The organism is Citrobacter sp. LJND-P06 (assembly GCF_058188415.1).
The window spans coordinates 1,707,470-1,726,474 of record NZ_CP187317.1; the positions used below are offsets into that span (position 1 = coordinate 1,707,470).

Below are 19,005 nucleotides of genomic sequence, written 5' to 3' on the forward strand. Positions count from 1 at the left end.
GATTGTGCGATCTGATCAATCGCCAAATATCCCGAACCACAAACCGGACTGAGCGATGCCGATCATAGCACCAATACCCCGTGACGAACGACGCCTGCTGCAGGAAGCAGTCCATAAAACGCGTGACAAGAACCATGCCCACAGATTGACCGCCATGCTGATGCTGCACCGGGGTGACCTGTCAGTGAAATCGCCAGAACGCTCTGCTGCGCCCGCTCATCAGTAGGCTGCTGGATTAATTGGTTTACGCTTTCGAGGGCCGAAGGTCTGAAATCGTTGCCTGCCGGACGCTCCCGACGCTGGCCTTTTGAACACATCTGTAGAACTGATAAAGTACTCTCCAGGCGATTTTGGTTATCAGCGTTCACGCTGGAGCACTGTGTTACTGGCTATAAAAATCAAAGAGATAATAAGGTAGCCAGCTACATGCAGGAACCGTCCGTCGCTGGCTGCCATCAGCCGGGATAGTATGGAGCAGAGCTGTACCGACTCTGCGCATCTGGGACCCACATAAGGATGAAGTCGATATTCATCTCAATCCTAATATCGGCGCGGACAGCAAAACGCGTGATCACACTGGGGCAGAATGAAAAATACTACCTGGCGGTGCGCTGCACAGCGGCACGGGAAAAGTCAGCCATATTGGCGGCAACAGTAAAAGTTCAGCGTTGTTCATTAAGCTGTGCAGACACCTGAAATCATTGTATCGCCGGGCAAAAACGATAGCGATTATTGTGGATAACTGATCCTACCCACGTAATGTGGACACAGCTCTACGCGAGGTTCTGGTTTTCAATTTGTTCCGGGCTGTGGCCGCCACAGGCACTGTGACGACGCCAGCGATTGTAATCACACTCGATATAATTAAACACTGCCGTCCGCATTATTTCCCGGCTGATAAAGCGCTCTCCGTGGATGCATTCGACTTTCAGTGAGTGGAAGAAGCTTTCCACACAGGCATTATCGTAGCAGCAACCCTTGGCACTCATGCTGCCCCGCAGATTATGGCGTTTCAGCAAGATCTAATAATCCGATGAGCAGTGCTGGCCACCACGATCAGTGTGAACAATGACATTTTCTGGACGTTTACACTGCCATAGTGCCATTTGCAGCGCATCACAGGCCAGTTGTGCTGTCATACGCGGTGACATCGACCAGCCCCAATAACCGCCCGCGACCACAGGTCGATGACCACCGCGAGATACAACCAGCCCTCATCGGTGCGCAGATACGTGATGTCACCTGCCCACTTCTGGTTCGGGCCGCTGGCGTAAAAATCCTGTTTCAGCAGATTATCTGACACGGGCAGGCCGTGCGCCCGATAGCTGGTCGCGCTGAACTTACGGCAGGCTTTCGCCCGCAGCCCCTGACGACGCAGGCTGGCGGCAATGGTTTTGATGTTGTACTCCGGTAGTTCATCAGCAAGACGGGGCGCACCATAACGCTGTTTTGCTGCAGTGAATGCCTGATAAACGGCCTTATCGCAAGTGAGGCGGAACTGCTGGCGCGGGCGTATCTGATGGCGACGCAGACACTAGGCATACCAGCCGCTGCGGGCAACCCTAAGCACCCGACACATTGAACTCTGCCCGATGCTTTTCGATAAAGACATACTTCATTTCAGGCGCTTCGCGAATTATGTCGCGGCCTTTTGGAGAATGGCCAGTTCCTCGTCCCGTTCTGCCAGTTGTCGTTTCAGGCGGGCTATTTCAACGGACATTTCCAGCTCACGTTCAGAAGAGGAATGTGCGTTCTTCCGCTTACTGCGCCAGGCATAAAGCTGTGATTCGTAAAGACTGAGTTCACGGGCTGCGGCGGCAACACCAATGCGCTCCGCGAGTTTCAGGGCTTCCTGGCGAAATTCAGGTGTGTGTTGCTTACGGGGCTTTTTACTGGTTGATACTGATTTTGTCATGAGTTACCTCTTACTTGAGAGTTTACTCACTTAGTCCCGTGTCCACTATAGGTGGGTAAGATCAAACTACATCATCCACAAAAGCCATGAAACCCAGCGCTGGCTGAAAGTGAACCCGAAGCTCACAGTCATTTATCAACTGGTTTACTCGCCATGGGTATACCATGTTGAGCGGCTATGGCAAGCGCTTCATGACACCATAACCCGCAATGTGGCAGTTGCTGAAAAAGGTATGGCATTTTATGGACAGCACCAGCCCATTCCCCGGAGGGAAACATGATCTGGCAAAAGTGTAGCTGTATTAGGCGCAGCTATTTAGTTAATTTACCTCTATTTTAATAACTTATACAAATGAAAATATCGATTTTAAGATTAATTTTCCCGTTGCTGCTGGTGGTAATATTAACAGCTCTTTTTGTCTATCTTGGCAATCGATTGGATATCCTTTTATGGATCTATATCGAAGTTGCTCTTATTTATCTGTTAATTATTCAACTAAAATGGAAACCAAGGCTATTACTTTGGTTATTGTATTGCTTCATCCTGGGGGGGCAAGTTGCGTCGATTTTATCCAGTGGCTCTTTTATTATTCCATTAACATTAACAAATGCTGCTGAATTTTCAGCTTTAGGCTTAAGTGGTGCTCTGAAGCTAGTTATTGTTGTTCTTCTGTATATTTTAGCATCCCTTTTGGTTGTGAGTACAAAAAATAGCCCATTTCAAGGTGGGAACAGTAAAAAGTTTATTTCCTTAATAGCAATTAGTGGTTGTATTTATTTTCTACCGTTGCCACTACATTCTTTAGGTATAACAGCGCAATCTTACTATAAACAGGTCACTTACAAACCAGCATATAATTATCCTGAGATCGCTAATAAATACTTGAAAGTTCTATTGTGGGACAATGACAGGAATGATAAGAAATTTATTTCAAAAAATAAAAATATAATCGTTATTTTTACTGAGGGAATGTCTTTAGGGGTTATTGATAATGTCAATCATAAAAACCTAAATTTAACTCCAAACTTGGATTTTTTAATAAAAAAATCAGTTAGTTACTCTAATTACTATAACCACACAGCGGCTACTTTTCGAGGTCTTAGAGGACAGCTAACATCTGCTTACCAATATAAAGACGGATGGGGAGCTAATAATGATGGCTTTGCACAAATAACACCTGACGTCGTTACATCAATTTATAAAGGGCGTCTTGTATCTCTACCTGAAATTTTAAACGATCAAGGGTTTGATACAATATTCCTCTCGTCAACAGAGAGAAATAGCACATTGAACACTATGCTTAAAAGCATGGCGTTCAAGGATGTCTATGGGATGGGAGATTTTAATTTCTATCAAGAGGATAGAATGACGGATAAGCAAACTTTTTCAGCCCTCATGCACTTGTTAGAAACTCGAAAAGAAAGTAGTAAACCTTTTTTTATTGGAGTATATCCATCAGGAACTCATCATGGACGTGAAAGCCCCGACTTAAAATATAAAGACGGAAGTAATATTTACTATAATAAATTTCACAACTACGATGCTCAGTTAGGTGATTTTATTCGCTATTTTGATAAGAGCAGTTTCTCGAAGAACACAACAATTATTATCACTGCAGATCATTCAACATTTCCAACACCTGAATTTAAAAAGTCATTTGGCATCAATGCAGACTACTTTGTCGATCAGATACCTTTAATTATTTATAATTCAGGTAACTCACCAATTGAAAAAAATGCTCAGGGGGAAAATAGTTTATCATTAGCTCCTACAATTTTGCAGATGTTGCAAATTAATAATCAGCCGAATTATTTTTTAGGTTGTTCTCTCTTGGATTATTATTGTAAGAGTGAATTTTCAAACACCACTGCTATTGGCGATGAATACTATAACACCTTCCCAGCGATTTACCCTGACTATGGCGTGAAAAAAGCATCTACTAACTCAAACGTTAGTGAGTTTTACAATGTTAGTGGGTAGTTCAAATTGAATATGATGAAATTAATCGTATAGATATAATATACCTTTCCTGACGGCTTAAAACTGAGTTAATATCTCTCATACATTCAAGCCGCGCATACGTCGCGCGGTGACCACACCTGACAGGAGTATGTAATGTCTAAGCAGCAGATTGGCGTCGTCGGTATGGCAGTGATGGGGCGCAACCTCGCGCTCAACATCGAAAGCCGTGGTTATACCGTCTCCGTTTTCAACCGCTCCCGTGAAAAGACCGAAGAAGTGATTGCCGAGAATCCAGGCAAGAAACTGGTGCCTTACTACACGGTAAAAGAGTTTGTTGAATCCCTTGAAACGCCTCGTCGTATCCTGTTAATGGTGAAAGCCGGTGCGGGTACCGATGCCGCTATCGATTCACTGAAGCCGTATCTGGATAAGGGCGACATCATCATTGATGGTGGTAACACCTTCTTCCAGGACACCATTCGTCGTAACCGTGAGCTTTCTGCTGAAGGATTTAACTTCATCGGTACCGGTGTTTCCGGTGGTGAGGAGGGCGCGCTGAAAGGGCCATCTATTATGCCTGGCGGCCAGAAAGAAGCCTACGAGCTGGTTGCGCCGATTCTGACTAAAATCGCTGCCGTTGCAGAAGATGGTGAGCCTTGTGTTACCTACATCGGTGCTGATGGCGCAGGCCATTATGTGAAGATGGTGCATAACGGCATTGAATACGGCGACATGCAACTGATAGCTGAAGCCTATTCCCTGCTGAAAGGTGGTCTGAACCTCAGCAACGAAGAACTGGCGAGCACTTTTACCGAGTGGAACAATGGTGAGCTGAGTAGCTACCTGATCGACATTACAAAAGACATCTTCACCAAAAAAGATGAAGAAGGTAAATACCTGGTCGATGTGATCCTTGATGAAGCGGCTAACAAAGGTACCGGCAAATGGACCAGCCAGAGTTCTCTTGACCTCGGCGAACCGCTGTCTTTGATCACCGAGTCTGTGTTTGCACGCTACATCTCTTCGCTGAAAAACCAACGTGTAGCAGCGTCTAAGGTTCTTACTGGGCCGAAAGCACAGCTGGCAGGTGAAAAAGCGGAATTTATTGAGAAAGTTCGTCGTGCTCTGTATCTGGGGAAAATCGTTTCCTACGCTCAGGGCTTCTCTCAATTGCGCGCTGCTTCTGACGAGTACAACTGGGATCTGAACTACGGTGAGATTGCGAAAATCTTCCGCGCGGGTTGTATCATTCGTGCCCAGTTCCTGCAAAAGATCACCGACGCCTATGCAGAGAATGCAAACATTGCAAACTTACTGCTGGCACCGTACTTCAAGAACATTGCTGATGAATACCAGCAAGCACTGCGTGACGTGGTGGCTTATGCGGTTCAGAACGGTATTCCTGTTCCGACCTTCTCCGCGGCAGTTGCCTACTACGACAGTTATCGTGCCGCCGTTTTGCCTGCAAACCTGATCCAGGCGCAGCGTGACTACTTTGGTGCGCATACTTATAAACGCACTGATAAAGAAGGTGTTTTCCATACCGAATGGCTGGAATAATCCAGAAACTGTGTATGCGTGAGCCCGGTTTATAACCGGGCTTTTTTTTGTCTATAATCTGATTGATTTCTTTTCATTCCTTAATACTAACTTAATAAATACCGTTTATTCTGATAAAGAAAATCCGAAATGTTTTCGCCTTCATTGACACAATATTCACTCAGGCGTTAAAACTTTTAAATCTTATCAGGGTGTCAAACATCGTGATTAATATATTAAGTTAATTCTGAGAGTATGAAATGAATATCACCATTTCTGGTACCGGATATGTTGGCTTGTCTAATGGTCTGCTTATCGCCCAGCATCATCAGGTAACCGCTTTAGACATTATCCCTTCACGTGTTGAAATGCTAAATGATCGGATATCTCCTATTGTTGATAAAGAGATTCAACAATTTCTGCAGTCTGCTGATATTCACTTCGAAGCTACACTGGATAAAAAATACGCCTACCATAATGCTGATTATGTCATTATTGCCACGCCGACCGATTATGATCCAAAAACTAATTATTTTAATACATCCAGTGTGGAGTCTGTTATTCAGGATGTCTTAGACATCAACCCGGATGCAGTGATGGTCATTAAATCAACGGTGCCTGTTGGTTTTACGGCGGCAATGTCGAAGAGGTTTAATACGCATAACATTATTTTCTCTCCCGAATTCCTGCGCGAAGGTAAAGCCCTTTACGATAATCTGCATCCTTCGCGGATTGTGATTGGTGAACGCTCAGCACGTGCAGAACGGTTTGCTGCATTGTTGCAGGAAGGAGCTATCAAACAGGATATCCCCACACTTTTTACCGAGTCTACCGAAGCAGAGGCAATTAAACTGTTTGCCAATACCTATCTGGCTATGCGTGTGGCTTACTTTAACGAGCTTGATAGTTATGCAGAAAGTTTAGGTCTTAACTCACGGCAGATTATTGAAGGGGTGTGCCTGGATCCCCGAATTGGCAACCATTACAACAATCCATCATTTGGTTATGGTGGCTATTGCTTGCCGAAAGATACCAAACAACTGTTGGCGAATTACCAGTCGGTGCCAAACAATATTATTTCTGCCATTGTGGATGCTAACAGGACGCGTAAAGATTTTATTGCTGATGCGATCCTGGCAAGGAAACCGAAGGTGGTAGGTATTTATCGACTGATAATGAAAAGTGGCTCCGACAATTTCCGGGCGTCCTCTATTCAGGGGGTCATGAAGCGCATCAAGGCCAAAGGGGTTGAGGTCATTATCTACGAGCCAGTCATGCAGGAAGATACGTTTTTCAACTCCCGACTTGAGCGAAATTTAGCCGCTTTTAAGCTGGAAACGGATGTGATTATTTCTAACCGCATGGCAACTGAACTACAGGATGTCGCAGACAAAGTGTATACCCGCGATCTTTTCGGCAGCGATTAACTCAATTTAATCAGGGCTAAAACAGCCCTGATTACCTATCAAAGATACTCAAATAATATGTAATTTTTATCAATTATCCTATGGCTTTCACGATGTTTATAGCTACACTATTTCGAGCTTAAGCCTTTTTCTCGTTAGGATATTGATAAGAGTGGATAATCACAACCTCGCTGGGCGCAGTAACGATCCGGAACAAATTGATTTAATTGACTTAGTGATGCAATTGTGGCGCGGGAAGGTAACGATCATCGTTTTTGTGATTGTTGCTATTGCGCTGGCTGCGGGTTATCTGGCCGTAGCAAAGGAAAAATGGACGTCGACAGCGATTGTGACTCAACCCGAAGTGGGGCAAATTGCCAGTTATAACAATGCGATGAACGTATTGTATGGTAACAATGCACCTAAAGTCAGTGAGATTCAGACTGGATTTATCGGTCGTTTTAACACGACTTTTTCAGCATTGGCAGAAACGTTAGACAACAAAGTAGAACCTGAAAAACTGACCATTGATCCTTCAGTTAAAGGTCAGCAGTTGCCACTGGTTGTCTCTTATGTGAGTGATTCAGCAGAAGGTGCCCAACGTCAACTGGCGGAGTACATCCAGCAGGTTGATGAAAAGGTGGCAGAAGAGCTGGACGTTGACCTGAATGACAACATTAAATTGCAGACAACGACTTTACAGGACTCCCTGAAGACACAGGAAGTGGTGTCTCAGGAGCAAAAAGAGTTACGTATTCAGCAAATTCAGGAAGCGCTCAAGTTTGCGACTCAGGCCAATATCGCCAAACCGCAAATCCAACAGACTCAGGATGTCACACAAGACACTATGTTCCTGCTGGGTAGTGATGCACTGAAGTCAATGATTGAACATGAAGCAACGCGCCCTCTGGTTTTTTCACCGAACTACTACCAAACTAAACAGAACCTGCTGGATATTGAAAAGCTGAAGGTAGACACCTCCGCTATTCATGCCTATCGCTATGTGATGAAACCGACGCTGCCGATTCGTCGCGACAGCCCGAAAAAGGCGATTACGCTGGTGTTAGCCGTGTTGCTGGGCGGAATGATTGGCGCGGGTGTGGTTCTGGGGCGTAATGCGCTGCGTAACTACAAGCCGAAAGCACAATAATTTATCGCTATATTGAATGATCGGATGGCGTTGCGCTTATTCGACCGATAAAAAACCGGGCATCGCCCGGTTTTTTAGTTTCTGAATCTATTGATGCCGCTGACGTAAATTCTCAATGACGGTCGTCAGGTCGAGATCCTGATCCTGTAGCAGCACCAGCAGGTGATAGATCAAATCTGACGCTTCATTGGTCAGTTCAGCACGGTCGTGAACCGTTGCAGCCAGCGCGGTTTCGACGCCTTCTTCTCCGACTTTTTGCGCGATGCGCTTGGTACCACTGGCGTAAAGCTTCGCGGTGTAGGAACTTGCCGGGTCGGCAGTCTTACGCTCAGCCAGCAGTTGTTCAAGCTGGTAGAGGAACAACCACTGGTGGTTAGTTTCGCCAAAACAACTGGTTGTGCCTTTGTGGCAGGTTGGCCCAGCCGGATTGACCAGCACCAGCAGGGTGTCGTTATCGCAATCGGGCGCAATGCTGACCACATTGAGGAAGTGACCGGATGTTTCACCTTTGATCCACAGACGCTGTTTGGTGCGTGAAAAGAAGGTGACTTTGCCGCTTTCAATCGTTTTATTCAGCGCCTGCGGGTTCATATACCCCAGCATCAACACTTCACCGGATACCGCATGCTGTACAACGACAGGCATCAGTCCGTCGGTTTTTTCCCAGTCCAGTTGGCTGCGCTGTTGCTCTGTTAACATATCCTGATCTCCACGCCCTGAGTTGCCAGGTACGTTTTTAATTCACCAATATTAATGATCTGTTTATGGAAGACGGAAGCGGCAAGCGCGCCGTCAACGTCGGTATCGCGGAAGGCTTCCAGGAAGTGTTCCATGGTGCCTGCGCCACCGGAGGCAATCAGCGGTACGCGGCAAACCTCACGCACTTTCTTAAGCTGCACCAGATCGTAACCGTTACGCACGCCGTCCTGGTTCATCATATTGAGGACGATTTCACCAGCACCGCGTTTTTGTACTTCCTGAACCCAGTCGAGGGTTTCCCAGGTCGTGACGCGGGTACGGCTCTCATCGCCGGTATACTGGTTAACGTGGTATTTGCCGGTTTCGGCGTCATACCATGTGTCGATGCCGACCACGATACACTGCACGCCGAAGCGATCGGCCAGGCGGGTGATCAATTCCGGATCGGCGAGAGCCGGGGAGTTGATGGATATTTTATCCGCGCCGAAGGAGAGAATTTTCGCGGCGTCTTCTGCCGACTTAATCCCGCCCGCCACGCAAAACGGAATGTCGATCACTTCCGCTACGCGGGAGACCCAACTCTTGTCGACGACACGACCATCGCTGGAGGCGGTGATATCGTAGAACACCAGTTCATCGGCACCTTCTTCGGCATAGCGCTTTGCCAGAGGCACGATGTCGCCGATGATTTCATGGTTGCGAAACTGCACGCCTTTGACGACCTGGCCATCACGAACGTCCAGGCAAGGGATTATGCGTTTTGCCAGCATTGGATAGCCTCCTTAACGGTAAATTTGCCTTCCAGCAATGCGCGTCCGACGATCACGCCGCGTACGCCGGTTCCGCGAAGCGCGGCAACGTCATTGATGTCGCCAATTCCGCCGGAGGACTGAAACGCTACCTGCGGGTATTTGGCGCATACTTCTTCATACAGTGAGACGTTGGAACCTGCCAGCGTACCGTCGCGGGAAATATCGGTGCAAAGCACATGCTTCAGGCCGACCGGCAGATACATGTCGACCAGTGCTTCCAAAGAAACGCCGGAGTCTTCCTGCCAGCCGCTGACGGCCACCTGCTTATTGCTCTGGTCGTCAATGCGCACATCCAGCGCCAGCACCAGGGCGTCGGCGCCAAAGCGTTCGAACCAGCGTTTCACCACTTCAGGGGATTTTACCGCCGTGGAGCCGACCACCACGCGAGCAACGCCAGCCTCAAGCAACGCCGCCACATCGTCTTCGCTGCGTACACCGCCGCCAACCTGTACAGGCACGTTAACGCCGGCCACCAGAGCTTTAATCAGCGGGATTTGTCGTTTGGCCGGCTCTTTTGCGCCGGTCAGATCGACCAGATGCAACACTTCTGCTCCCTGGGCCGCGTAATCCTGCAAACGGGGCAGGGGATCGTTTCCGTAATCACGCTGTTGGGCGTAATCGCCCTGATGGAGGCGTACTACGGTGCCGTCGATTAAATCTAATGCTGGAATAATCATCACATCTCCAGGAAGTTTTTCAGCAACTGTGCGCCAGCGGCGCCTGACCGTTCCGGGTGGAACTGCACGCCAAAGAAATTATCTTTTTGCACCGCGGCAGTGAACGGTTCGCCGTAATGGCACTGGGCGATGGTCCACGGATTCACCGGCATCGCGTAGCTGTGAACGAAGTAAAAATACGCGCCGTCTTCAATGCCCTGGAACAGGCGATTTCCAGCCTGCGGGTAGACTCGGTTCCAGCCCATATGCGGTAGCGGCAGACCAACGTCGGTCATTTTAGGAACGTCCTGGTCGATAATGCCCAGCAGGTCGACACCGTGAGTTTCTTCGCTACGACGACCCAGAAGCTGCATGCCTAAGCAAATACCCAACACCGGTTGGGTACAGGCTTTGATAAGCGTAATCAGTTCTCGCTGGTGCAACTGCTCCATCGCCGCCTGCGCAGTCCCAACGCCTGGCAGGAACAGTTTGTCTGCCCGCAGAACTATATCCGGGTCGCGGCTGACCACAGGATCGTATCCGTGGCGCGCCACGGCGGATTTTACGGAGTTCAGGTTGGCGCAGCCGGTGTCGAGGATCACCACGTTCATTACAGCACTCCTTTCGAGGAAGGAAGCGTGTCACCCTCCACGCGAATCGCCTGACGCAGCGTACGACCAAACGCTTTAAACAGGCTTTCCACGCGGTGGTGGTCATTTTTACCTTTGGTTTTCAGGTGCAACGTCACACCCATGGTGTAAGAAAGCGAGCGGAAGAAGTGCTCAATCATCTCGGTGCTCAGATCGCCGACTCGCTGGTAGGTAAACTCGGCGCGGTATTCCAGGTGCGGACGCCCGGAGATATCCAGCGCGCAGCGCGCCAGGCATTCGTCCATTGGCAGAACAAAGCCAAAACGGTTGATGCCGCGCTTGTCGCCCAGCGCCAGTTTTAACGCTTCGCCCAGCGCCAGACCGGTATCTTCAACCGTGTGGTGATCGTCGATGTAGAGATCGCCCTTAACGGCGACTTCCATGCGAAAGCCACCGTGGGTGGCGATTTGATCCAGCATGTGGTCGAAGAAGCCGACGCCCGTGCTGATCTTGCTGCTGCCTTCACGGTCGAGCCACACTTTGACGTCAATCTGCGTCTCTTTGGTGTTGCGCTCAACGTGAGCGTAACGGTCACGTTTCGTCAGTTGTTCGCCAATCATCGCCCAGTTCAGGTTTTCGCGGTGATAGCGTAGGCCGGTGATCCCCATGTTTTCTGCCAACTGGATATCGGTGACACGATCGCCAATCACATAGCTGTTAGCGCTGTCGATGGCCTGTTCCGCCAGATAATTTTCAACCAGTTTGACTTTCGGTTTACGGCAGTCGCACGCCTCTGCGGGCAGGTGCGGGCAGATCAAAACGTCATCAAACAGCACGCCCTGAGAGGTAAAAATCTGCATCATCAGGTTGTGCGGCCCTTCAAAATCAGCCTGCGGGAAGCTCTGTGTTCCCAGCCCATCCTGGTTGGTTACCATCACCAGTTTAAAGCCGGCTTTTTGCAGCTTTAGCAGAACGGGCACAACGTCAGGCTCAAACGCCAGTTTGTCGAAGCGATCGACCTGAAAATCACTCGGCGGTTCGGAAATCAGGGTTCCATCACGGTCAATAAAAAGATACTTCTGGCTCATACTTGCTCCGCACGTAAGGCGTCAATGACGCGCTGGCTTTCTTCGCGGGTTCCCACAGTTATCCGCAGACAGCCGCTTAAAGAAGGTTGTTTATTCTGATCCCGTAAGATAATGCCCTGGTCCCACAGCGATTTAAACACGCTGCTGGAGGCGGTGAACCGCGCCAGAATGTAGTTGGTTTCAGAATCGAAGACCTGTTCTACGCAGGCTATCTCTTTCAGGGCATTGACCAGATACTGACGCTCGGCCAGGATCTGCGCCACGCGCTCGCGCATGGCGGTAATGCCCTGCGGGCTTAAGGCCTGAGCGGCGATGTCGGCGACCGGTGTCGAGAGCGGATACGGGGCGATGACTTTCAGTAGCAGAGTGATGACCTCTTCGCTGGCCAGCGTAAACCCGCAGCGTAATCCGGCGAGGGCAAACGCTTTAGACAGTGTTCGTAGGATGACCAGGTTGGGATATTCATTGAGCCAGCCCGCCAGCGTCGCCTGCGGACAAAATTCAATATACGCCTCATCGGCAACCACAATGGCTTTTCCGCGGGTCAGTTCCAGCAATGTCCGCAGATCCTGCGGGTTGATCAACTGTCCGGTCGGGTTGTTCGGACTACAGACGTACACCACTTTTACGCCCTCGAGCTTGTCCGAAATGCCCTGCATATCCAGTTGCCAGTTTTCACGCGTTGGCACGGTACGGCATTCCACGCCGATCGTTTCAGCGCTGACGCTGTACATACCGTAGGTGGGGGGGCAGTAAAGAATTGCATCTTTGCCCGGCTCACAAAACGCACGAACCAGTAATTCGATACCTTCATCTGCGCCGCGGCTGACCAGTACCTGTTCTGGCTTCACCCCCGCGTACTGAGCATAGTTGGCAATGACCGCTTTTGGCTGACATTCCGGGTAACGATTAAGTGTCTGCTGGGTAAGCTGAAAATCGACCGCCGTGGGGAATTCATTGGCGTTCAGCCAGACATCGCCGTTACCGCCCAGACGGCGTGCCGACTGGTACGGTGTCAGTTTGCGGACGTTCTCACGGGCTAAGTCGGTGACGCTGAGGGTGTTTTCGGTGCTCATGCTTGCTCCTTCAGGGCGTTAACACGCAGGGTGACGGCATTTTTATGGGCGCTCAGGCGTTCGGCAGCGGCCAGCGTTTCAATGGTAGACGCCAGGGCGGAGAAACCTTCAGGTGACAGTTCCTGCACGGTCATCCGTTTCTGGAAATCCGCCAGCCCAAGGCTGGAACAGGTCGCCGTATAACCATAGGTCGGCAACACGTGGTTGGTGCCGGAGGCATAATCGCCCGCGGATTCGGGTGACCAGTCGCCCAGGAAAACGGAACCTGCGCTGGTTATCTCGTCAACCAGTTCGCGCGCATTGCGGGTCTGAATGATCAGGTGTTCCGGCCCATACAGGTTAGAAATGGCCACACATTGCGCTAAATCGTTGGTCACAATCAGTCGACTGGCACTCAGCGCCTGACGTGCGGTTTCCGCGCGCGGCAGTTCGGCTAACTGGCGTTCAACGGCGTCGGCGACCCGTCGGGCGATATCGGCATCTGGCGTTAACAGAATGACCTGCGAGTCAGGGCCATGTTCTGCCTGGGAGAGCAGATCGGAGGCAACGAAATCGGGCGTCGCGCCGCTGTCGGCAATAACCAGTACCTCTGATGGCCCCGCAGGCATATCGATGGCCGCGCCGTCGAGACGCTGGCTGACCTGTCGTTTAGCTTCGGTGACAAAGGCATTGCCGGGACCAAAGATTTTATCCACTTTAGGGACAGATTCACTGCCGAAGGCCAGTGCGGCAATCGCCTGTGCGCCGCCAACGTTGAAGACTTCCTGCACGCCGCACAGTTTTGCCGCGTAGAGAATTTCGTCGGCAATTGGCGGCGGAGAGCAGAGAACCACTTTTTTGCAGCCGGCAATGCGTGCTGGCGTGGCAAGCATCAAAACAGTCGAGAAGAGCGGGGCTGAACCGCCAGGGATATACAGGCCGACAGAGCCCACCGGGCGGGTCACCTGCTGGCAGCGTACCCCTGGCAGGGTTTCCACATCCACCGTTGGCAGTTTTTGCGCGGTGTGGAACGTCTCAATATTTTTTACCGCAACCGCCATGGCCTGTTTGAGTTCGTCGCTCAGTCTGTCGCTGGCTGCGGCTATCTCATCGGCGGTGACTTTCATTGCGCCGACGTTCGTTTTATCAAATTTGGCGCTGTATTCACGAAGGGCGTCGTCACCGCGCGATTTCACGTTATCCAGAATATCCGCAACGATACGGGTAATGCTGTCAGAGGCGGAAATGGCCGGGCGCATCAGCAAATCTCTTTGCTGCGCTTCACTACACGTATTCCAGTCGATGATGGTGTTAAAGCTCATAATCGTCTTCCTTTTTGCCGGATGGCGCGTTGCTTATCCGGCCAACGAGGTTTGTCGGCCCGGTCAGCGAAACGCCACCGGGCAGCGTTAAGGGGAATTACTCCATCATCTTCTCAATGGGCAGTACCAGAATTGAACTGGCGCCCAGCGCTTTCAGTTTTTCCATGGTTTCCCAGAACAGGGTTTCGCTGCTGACCATGTGCATCGCGACGCGTTGCTGATCGCCTGCCAGCGGCAGAATGGTTGGGCGCTCGGCGCCCGGCAGCAGGGCGATGACTTCATCCAGACGCTCGCTTGGCGCGTGCATCATGATGTATTTGGATTCACGGGCCTGAATAACGCCCTGGATACGGGTCAGTAATTTATCAACCAGCAGTTGTTTGGCATCGGCCAGTTCGCCGTCTCGCTGAATCAGACAGGCTTTAGAGCGGTAGATAACCTCAACTTCACGCAGGCCATTGGCTTCAAGCGTTGCGCCGGTTGACACCAGATCGCAGATAGCATCAGCCAGACCAGCACGCGGGGCGACTTCAACAGAGCCATTAAGCAGACAGGATTTAAACGAAACGCCTTTCTGATCCAGATAACGTTTCAACAGGTGTGGATAAGAGGTGGCAATGCGTTTGCCGTCCAGCCCGGCAGGGCCATCCCAGGCTTCGTCGACAGGGGTCGCCAGCGAAAGGCGGCAACCGCCGAAGTCGAGACGACGCAAGGTAAAATAGCGCGGATCTTCACCCTGCGCGCGACGGTTCAGCAGTTCCTCTTCGAGAACGTTTTCACCGATAATACCCAGATCAACAACGCCGTCCATGACCAGACCCGGGATGTCGTCGTCACGCACACGCAGAATATCGATAGGCATGTTCTCTGCCATCGCAATCAAACGCTGAGTGTGTAAATTAATTTTAATCCCACAGCGGGCCAGAAGTTCGCGTGAATCGTCGCTTAAACGGCCTGATTTTTGAATAGCTATGCGTAAACGAGTGTTGTCTAACATCTTTTAATCCTCTTATCCTGTCTGAACCGAACTGAGTCACGCACAAAAAAAAGCCCCCGGAAGATATCTTCCGGGGGCTTTCTCATACGTTCATGCACCACTGGAAGATCTGAATGTCTTCCAGCACACATCGCCTGAAAGACTAGTCAGGATGATGGTGATGATGGTGGTGTTTAAATTGAACGCGTGTCATAAAATTCTCGATGAATGCTTATTCATTTGATGTCTTTTAACCTAAACCACTTTAACGCCGGAAAGCAAGGGCTTTTTTTGTACATTAATTCATTTCATATTAATGGTATGAATTGTCAGTCTCACCATGCTGGCGTAGCCTTAGATAAATGGTGCCAGATTCAGGAGAAAAGGGATGAAAAAGGTCGCGATTGTCGGTTTAGGTTGGTTAGGCATGCCCCTGGCGATGTCTCTGGCTGCGAAGGGCTGGCAGGTTATCGGCAGCAAAACCACTCAGGATGGGGTGGACGCGGCCCGCATGAGCGGTATTGAAAGTTATCCGCTACGTCTGAACCCGGAACTGATTTGTGAAACGGATGACCTTGATGCATTGATGGATGTGGATGCATTGGTGGTCACGCTACCTGCGCGTCGTAGCGGCCCCGGTGACGATTTTTACCTGCAGGCGATGCAGGAGCTGGTGGATAGCGCGCTGGCGCATCGGATCCCGCGTATTCTTTTTACCAGTTCTACCTCGGTCTATGGCGATGTGCAGGGGACGGTAAAAGAGAACATGGCGCGCAATCCGGTGACGGCAAGTGGGTGCGTACTGAAGGAGCTTGAAGACTGGCTGCATAACTTGCCTGGCACCTCAGTGGATATTCTGCGTCTGGCGGGATTGGTGGGGCCAGGAAGACATCCCGGACGTTTCTTTGCCGGTAAAATGGCGCCTGATGGCGAGCAGGGGGTGAATCTGGTGCATCTGGAGGATGTGATTTCTGCCATCACCCTTCTGTTACAGGCACCTAAAGGAGGACACATCTATAATATATGTGCGCCCGCGCACCCGGCGCGTAATGTGTTCTATCCACAGATGGCCCGTTTACTGGGAATGGAACCGCCGAAATTCCGGGAAGGCCCGGAAAAGGGAAGAGGTAAAATTATTGATGGCAGCCGGATTTGTAATGAACTTGGATTTGAGTATCAGTATCCTGATCCGCTGGTGATGCCAATGGAATGACGCGAATGGCCAGCAGGTGATCGCCATACACCCTGAGGGGGCGAGCATGAAACCACTGCTGGACGTTCTGATCATTCTTGATGCTTTAGAAAAAGAGGGCAGTTTTGCGGCGGCGTCGGCAAAATTATTTAAGACGCCCTCTGCTCTCAGCTATACCGTCCACAAACTCGAAAGCGATCTGAATATTCAGTTACTGGATCGCAGTGGTCACCGGGCCAAATTCACCCGCACTGGCCAAATGCTGTTGGAAAAAGGCCGGGAAGTCCTGCACACCGTGCGCGAGCTGGAAAAACAGGCGATCAAACTTCACGAAGGTTGGGAGAACGAACTGGTCATCGGGGTGGATGACACATTCCCTTTTTCACTTCTCGCGCCACTCATTGAATCTTTCTATCAACACCATAGCGTTACCCGCCTTAAATTTATCAATGGCGTTCTGGGTGGTTCCTGGGAAGCGCTCACGCAGGGACGGGCGGACATTATTGTAGGGGCGATGCATGAACCGCCGCCGTTAAGCGGTTTCGGTTTTGTGCGGCTGGGGTATCTTGAGCAAGTCTTTGCTGTCGCGCCGCATCACCCTTTAGTGCAGGAACAAGAGCCGTTGAGCCGCCGTATCATTAAACGCTTTCGCGCCATTGTGGTTGGCGACGTGACGCATCCGGCGTCCACGTCTCAGCTTCTTGAAGACCAGGAAGCGATAACCGTGTTTGATTTTAAAACCAAACTGGAATTGCAAATCAGCGGGCTGGGATGCGGCTATTTACCGCGCTATCTGGCGCAGCGATTTCTGGAAAGTGGCGCGTTGGTCGAGAAGAAAGTGGTGGCGCAAATCCTCTTTGAACCGGTATGGATTGGCTGGAACGAGCAGACCGCCGGGCTGGCCAGCGCCTGGTGGCGAGATGAGATTTTAGCAAATAGTGCTATTGCTGGTGTCTACTCAAAAGATGCTGTTGATAAATCAATCGATTAGGAAAATTAATTTGGGACGGGTGTCTCATTCTCTTGTCATTTATCCTCAATCTAGTGCAAAATACGCCGCTTGCAAAAAATGACATTAACCGACGTTTTAATACGCGTCGGTTATTTTTTTGCATCAAACCAATCATTCATAAAAGAGGCCGGGCTTCGTACCGGATAGATACTTACTAAAAACCGACAGTTGTTGTCGCTGAGGAATCCATAGAAATGGGGCAATTTTTTGCTTACGCGACGGTATTCGCCGTAAAGGGGAATGACCATGTCGCATAACGTTACTCCAAACACCTCTCGCGTGGAATTACGTAAGACACTTACGTTAGTTCCGGTTGTTATGATGGGCCTTGCCTATATGCAGCCGATGACGCTGTTCGATACATTTGGTATCGTTTCAGGCCTCACAGACGGTCACGTACCGACGGCATATGCCTTCGCGCTGATCGCTATTCTGTTTACGGCGCTGAGCTACGGGAAGCTGGTACGTCGTTACCCTTCTGCAGGCTCTGCGTACACCTATGCCCAGAAATCCATTAGCCCTACCGTCGGTTTTATGGTGGGTTGGTCTTCTCTGCTCGACTATCTGTTCGCGCCGATGATCAACATTCTGCTGGCAAAAATTTACTTTGAAGCCCTTGTGCCTTCGATCCCGTCGTGGGTGTTCGTTGTCGCCCTGGTGGCGTTCATGACGGCATTTAACCTGCGCAGTCTCAAATCCGTGGCTAACTTCAATACCGTTATTGTGGTGTTGCAGGTTGTGCTGATCGCGGTCATTTTGGGCATGGTGGTGTACGGGGTGTTTGAAGGCGAAGGCGCCGGTACGCTGGCGAGCTCGCGTCCGTTCTGGTCAGGCGATGCGCACGTTATTCCGATGATCACCGGTGCGACGATTCTGTGCTTCTCCTTTACCGGATTCGACGGCATCAGCAACCTGTCGGAAGAAACCAAAGATGCAGAGCGCGTTATTCCGCGTGCTATCTTCCTGACCGCGCTTATCGGCGGCCTGATCTTCATCTTTTCAACTTACTTCCTGCAACTGTACTTCCCGGATATCTCTCGCTTTAAAGATCCGGATGCCTCTCAGCCAGAAATTATGCTGTATGTCGCGGGTAAAACCTTCCAGGTTGGCGCGTTGATTTTCTCCACCATCACCGTGCTGGCTTCTGGTATGGCGGCGCATGCGGGCGTAGCGCGTCTGATGTACGTGATGGGGCGTGACGGCGTGTTCCCGAAAAGTTTCTTCGGTTATGTTCACCCGAAATGGCGTACCCCGGCGATGAACATCATCCTGGTTGGGGCGATTGCTCTGCTGGCAATCAACTTTGACCTGGTGATGGCGACTGCGCTTATCAACTTCGGTGCGCTGGTGGCCTTTACGTTTGTTAACTTGTCGGTCATTTCGCAGTTCTGGATCCGCGAGAAGCGCAACAAAACGCTGAAAGACCATTTCCAGTATCTGTTCCTGCCGATGTGTGGTGCGCTGACCGTTGGTGCGCTGTGGGTTAACCTGGAAGAGAGCTCCATGGTGCTAGGCTTGATCTGGGCCGCGATTGGCCTGATTTATCTGGCATGTGTGACCAAAAGCTTCCGTAACCCGGTGCCGCAGTACGAAGACGTCGCATAACCGCTGACTTTTCTGCGCCTGTTCGT

At 50.4% G+C, this 19,005-nt stretch carries 16 protein-coding genes, 4 pseudogenes and 1 other annotated feature; of the genes and pseudogenes, 10 read left to right on the forward strand and 10 right to left on the reverse strand.

The annotated features are described in order from the left end of the window. Nucleotides 1-55: 55 nt before the first annotated feature. Nucleotides 56-743: pseudogene (locus tag ACO7SM_RS08125) on the forward strand (helix-turn-helix domain-containing protein); the annotation flags it as partial. 30 nt (nucleotides 744-773) lie between these two features. On the opposite strand, the pseudogene ACO7SM_RS08130 reads toward ACO7SM_RS08125, so the two are convergent. After that, nucleotides 774-1,915: pseudogene (locus tag ACO7SM_RS08130) on the reverse strand (IS3 family transposase). A 64-nt stretch (nucleotides 1,916-1,979) separates the two neighbouring features. Here ACO7SM_RS08130 and ACO7SM_RS08135 point away from each other — a divergent pair. The 5 genes and pseudogenes from ACO7SM_RS08135 to wzzB all read left to right on the forward strand — a co-directional run. Further along, nucleotides 1,980-2,211, forward strand: a pseudogene (locus tag ACO7SM_RS08135) (IS630 family transposase); the annotation flags it as partial. A 55-nt stretch (nucleotides 2,212-2,266) separates the two neighbouring features. After that, nucleotides 2,267-3,895 carry an LTA synthase family protein gene (locus ACO7SM_RS08140; protein WP_490470406.1) on the forward strand — a complete coding sequence of 543 codons (1,629 nt, stop codon included), beginning with the start codon at nucleotides 2,267-2,269 and terminating at the stop codon, nucleotides 3,893-3,895. Nucleotides 3,896-4,030: 135 nt separating this feature from the next. After that, nucleotides 4,031-5,437: an NADP-dependent phosphogluconate dehydrogenase gene (gene gnd / locus ACO7SM_RS08145; protein ID WP_490470407.1), complete on the forward strand. Its 1,407-nt coding sequence runs from the start codon at nucleotides 4,031-4,033 to the stop codon at nucleotides 5,435-5,437. Nucleotides 5,438-5,676: 239 nt separating this feature from the next. Next, entirely contained in the window at nucleotides 5,677-6,843 is a 1,167-nt protein-coding gene (ugd, locus tag ACO7SM_RS08150; RefSeq protein WP_490470408.1) for a UDP-glucose 6-dehydrogenase, read from the forward strand. 145 nt (nucleotides 6,844-6,988) lie between these two features. Next, a complete protein-coding gene (wzzB, locus tag ACO7SM_RS08155) occupies nucleotides 6,989-7,972 on the forward strand; it encodes an LPS O-antigen chain length determinant protein WzzB (protein WP_490470892.1) in 984 nt (327 codons plus the stop codon). 87 nt (nucleotides 7,973-8,059) lie between these two features. Here the strand turns inward: wzzB and hisIE are convergent, their stop codons facing one another. The 9 genes from hisIE to hisL form a co-directional block, all read right to left on the reverse strand. Next, the gene (hisIE, locus tag ACO7SM_RS08160) at nucleotides 8,060-8,671 is read right to left on the reverse strand and encodes a bifunctional phosphoribosyl-AMP cyclohydrolase/phosphoribosyl-ATP diphosphatase HisIE (protein ID WP_490470409.1); all 612 of its coding nucleotides are present in this window, start codon (nucleotides 8,669-8,671) and stop codon (nucleotides 8,060-8,062) included. Then, complete coding sequence (gene hisF, locus ACO7SM_RS08165; RefSeq protein WP_490470410.1) at nucleotides 8,665-9,441, reverse strand: imidazole glycerol phosphate synthase subunit HisF; 777 nt, start codon at nucleotides 9,439-9,441, stop codon at nucleotides 8,665-8,667. Before hisF ends, hisIE begins: the two co-directional genes overlap by 7 nt. Continuing rightward, on the reverse strand, nucleotides 9,423-10,160 hold the full coding sequence (hisA, locus tag ACO7SM_RS08170) for a 1-(5-phosphoribosyl)-5-[(5-phosphoribosylamino)methylideneamino]imidazole-4-carboxamide isomerase (protein WP_490470411.1): 738 nt from the start codon (nucleotides 10,158-10,160) through the stop codon (nucleotides 9,423-9,425). The genes hisF and hisA overlap by 19 nt, the downstream gene beginning before the upstream one ends. Next, nucleotides 10,160-10,750: an imidazole glycerol phosphate synthase subunit HisH gene (hisH, locus tag ACO7SM_RS08175; protein WP_490470412.1), complete on the reverse strand. Its 591-nt coding sequence runs from the start codon at nucleotides 10,748-10,750 to the stop codon at nucleotides 10,160-10,162. The genes hisA and hisH overlap by 1 nt, the downstream gene beginning before the upstream one ends. Then, complete coding sequence (gene hisB / locus ACO7SM_RS08180; RefSeq protein ID WP_490470413.1) at nucleotides 10,750-11,817, reverse strand: bifunctional histidinol-phosphatase/imidazoleglycerol-phosphate dehydratase HisB; 1,068 nt, start codon at nucleotides 11,815-11,817, stop codon at nucleotides 10,750-10,752. The genes hisH and hisB overlap by 1 nt, the downstream gene beginning before the upstream one ends. Then, a complete protein-coding gene (hisC, locus tag ACO7SM_RS08185; protein WP_490470414.1) occupies nucleotides 11,814-12,893 on the reverse strand; it encodes a histidinol-phosphate transaminase in 1,080 nt (359 codons plus the stop codon). The genes hisB and hisC overlap by 4 nt, the downstream gene beginning before the upstream one ends. Then, complete coding sequence (gene hisD / locus ACO7SM_RS08190; RefSeq protein ID WP_490470415.1) at nucleotides 12,890-14,194, reverse strand: histidinol dehydrogenase; 1,305 nt, start codon at nucleotides 14,192-14,194, stop codon at nucleotides 12,890-12,892. The genes hisC and hisD overlap by 4 nt, the downstream gene beginning before the upstream one ends. 97 nt (nucleotides 14,195-14,291) lie before the next feature. After that, nucleotides 14,292-15,191: an ATP phosphoribosyltransferase gene (hisG, locus tag ACO7SM_RS08195; protein WP_162379918.1), complete on the reverse strand. Its 900-nt coding sequence runs from the start codon at nucleotides 15,189-15,191 to the stop codon at nucleotides 14,292-14,294. Nucleotides 15,192-15,235: 44 nt separating this feature from the next. Beyond that, nucleotides 15,236-15,358, reverse strand: a sequence feature (His leader region). Next, nucleotides 15,334-15,384: a his operon leader peptide gene (hisL, locus tag ACO7SM_RS08200; protein ID WP_001364200.1), complete on the reverse strand. Its 51-nt coding sequence runs from the start codon at nucleotides 15,382-15,384 to the stop codon at nucleotides 15,334-15,336. It overlaps the preceding feature by 25 nt. A gap of 174 nt (nucleotides 15,385-15,558) precedes the next feature. On the opposite strand from hisL, the gene ACO7SM_RS08205 reads away from it, so the two are divergent. The 4 genes and pseudogenes from ACO7SM_RS08205 to plaP all read left to right on the forward strand — a co-directional run bounded on the left by ACO7SM_RS08205 (nucleotide 15,559) and on the right by plaP (nucleotide 18,979). Next, nucleotides 15,559-16,383 carry an SDR family oxidoreductase gene (locus ACO7SM_RS08205; RefSeq protein WP_490470416.1) on the forward strand — a complete coding sequence of 275 codons (825 nt, stop codon included), beginning with the start codon at nucleotides 15,559-15,561 and terminating at the stop codon, nucleotides 16,381-16,383. 46 nt (nucleotides 16,384-16,429) lie between these two features. After that, nucleotides 16,430-17,407, forward strand: a pseudogene (locus ACO7SM_RS08210) (LysR substrate-binding domain-containing protein). 161 nt (nucleotides 17,408-17,568) lie between these two features. Further along, complete coding sequence (gene yoeI / locus ACO7SM_RS08215; RefSeq protein WP_181684280.1) at nucleotides 17,569-17,631, forward strand: membrane protein YoeI; 63 nt, start codon at nucleotides 17,569-17,571, stop codon at nucleotides 17,629-17,631. After that, on the forward strand, nucleotides 17,621-18,979 hold the full coding sequence (gene plaP / locus ACO7SM_RS08220) for a putrescine/proton symporter PlaP (RefSeq protein ID WP_203360750.1): 1,359 nt from the start codon (nucleotides 17,621-17,623) through the stop codon (nucleotides 18,977-18,979). Before yoeI ends, plaP begins: the two co-directional genes overlap by 11 nt. The last annotated feature ends 26 nt before the right edge of the window (nucleotides 18,980-19,005 follow it).

What these genes read in the sequence shown, in the direction of transcription:
- ACO7SM_RS08205 (WP_490470416.1), top strand. Translation starts at nt 15,559, where the DNA reads ATGAAAAAGGTCGCGATTGTCGGTTTAGGTTGGTTAGGCATGCCCCTG.
- hisG (WP_162379918.1), bottom strand. Translation starts at nt 15,191, where the DNA reads ATGTTAGACAACACTCGTTTACGCATAGCTATTCAAAAATCAGGCCGT.
- hisH (WP_490470412.1), bottom strand. Translation starts at nt 10,750, where the DNA reads ATGAACGTGGTGATCCTCGACACCGGCTGCGCCAACCTGAACTCCGTA.
- hisB (WP_490470413.1), bottom strand. Translation starts at nt 11,817, where the DNA reads ATGAGCCAGAAGTATCTTTTTATTGACCGTGATGGAACCCTGATTTCC.
- hisD (WP_490470415.1), bottom strand. Translation starts at nt 14,194, where the DNA reads ATGAGCTTTAACACCATCATCGACTGGAATACGTGTAGTGAAGCGCAG.
- ACO7SM_RS08140 (WP_490470406.1), top strand. Translation starts at nt 2,267, where the DNA reads ATGAAAATATCGATTTTAAGATTAATTTTCCCGTTGCTGCTGGTGGTA.
- ugd (WP_490470408.1), top strand. Translation starts at nt 5,677, where the DNA reads ATGAATATCACCATTTCTGGTACCGGATATGTTGGCTTGTCTAATGGT.
- hisC (WP_490470414.1), bottom strand. Translation starts at nt 12,893, where the DNA reads ATGAGCACCGAAAACACCCTCAGCGTCACCGACTTAGCCCGTGAGAAC.
- hisF (WP_490470410.1), bottom strand. Translation starts at nt 9,441, where the DNA reads ATGCTGGCAAAACGCATAATCCCTTGCCTGGACGTTCGTGATGGCCAG.
- hisIE (WP_490470409.1), bottom strand. Translation starts at nt 8,671, where the DNA reads ATGTTAACAGAGCAACAGCGCAGCCAACTGGACTGGGAAAAAACCGAC.
- hisA (WP_490470411.1), bottom strand. Translation starts at nt 10,160, where the DNA reads ATGATTATTCCAGCATTAGATTTAATCGACGGCACCGTAGTACGCCTC.
- plaP (WP_203360750.1), top strand. Translation starts at nt 17,621, where the DNA reads ATGTCGCATAACGTTACTCCAAACACCTCTCGCGTGGAATTACGTAAG.
- gnd (WP_490470407.1), top strand. Translation starts at nt 4,031, where the DNA reads ATGTCTAAGCAGCAGATTGGCGTCGTCGGTATGGCAGTGATGGGGCGC.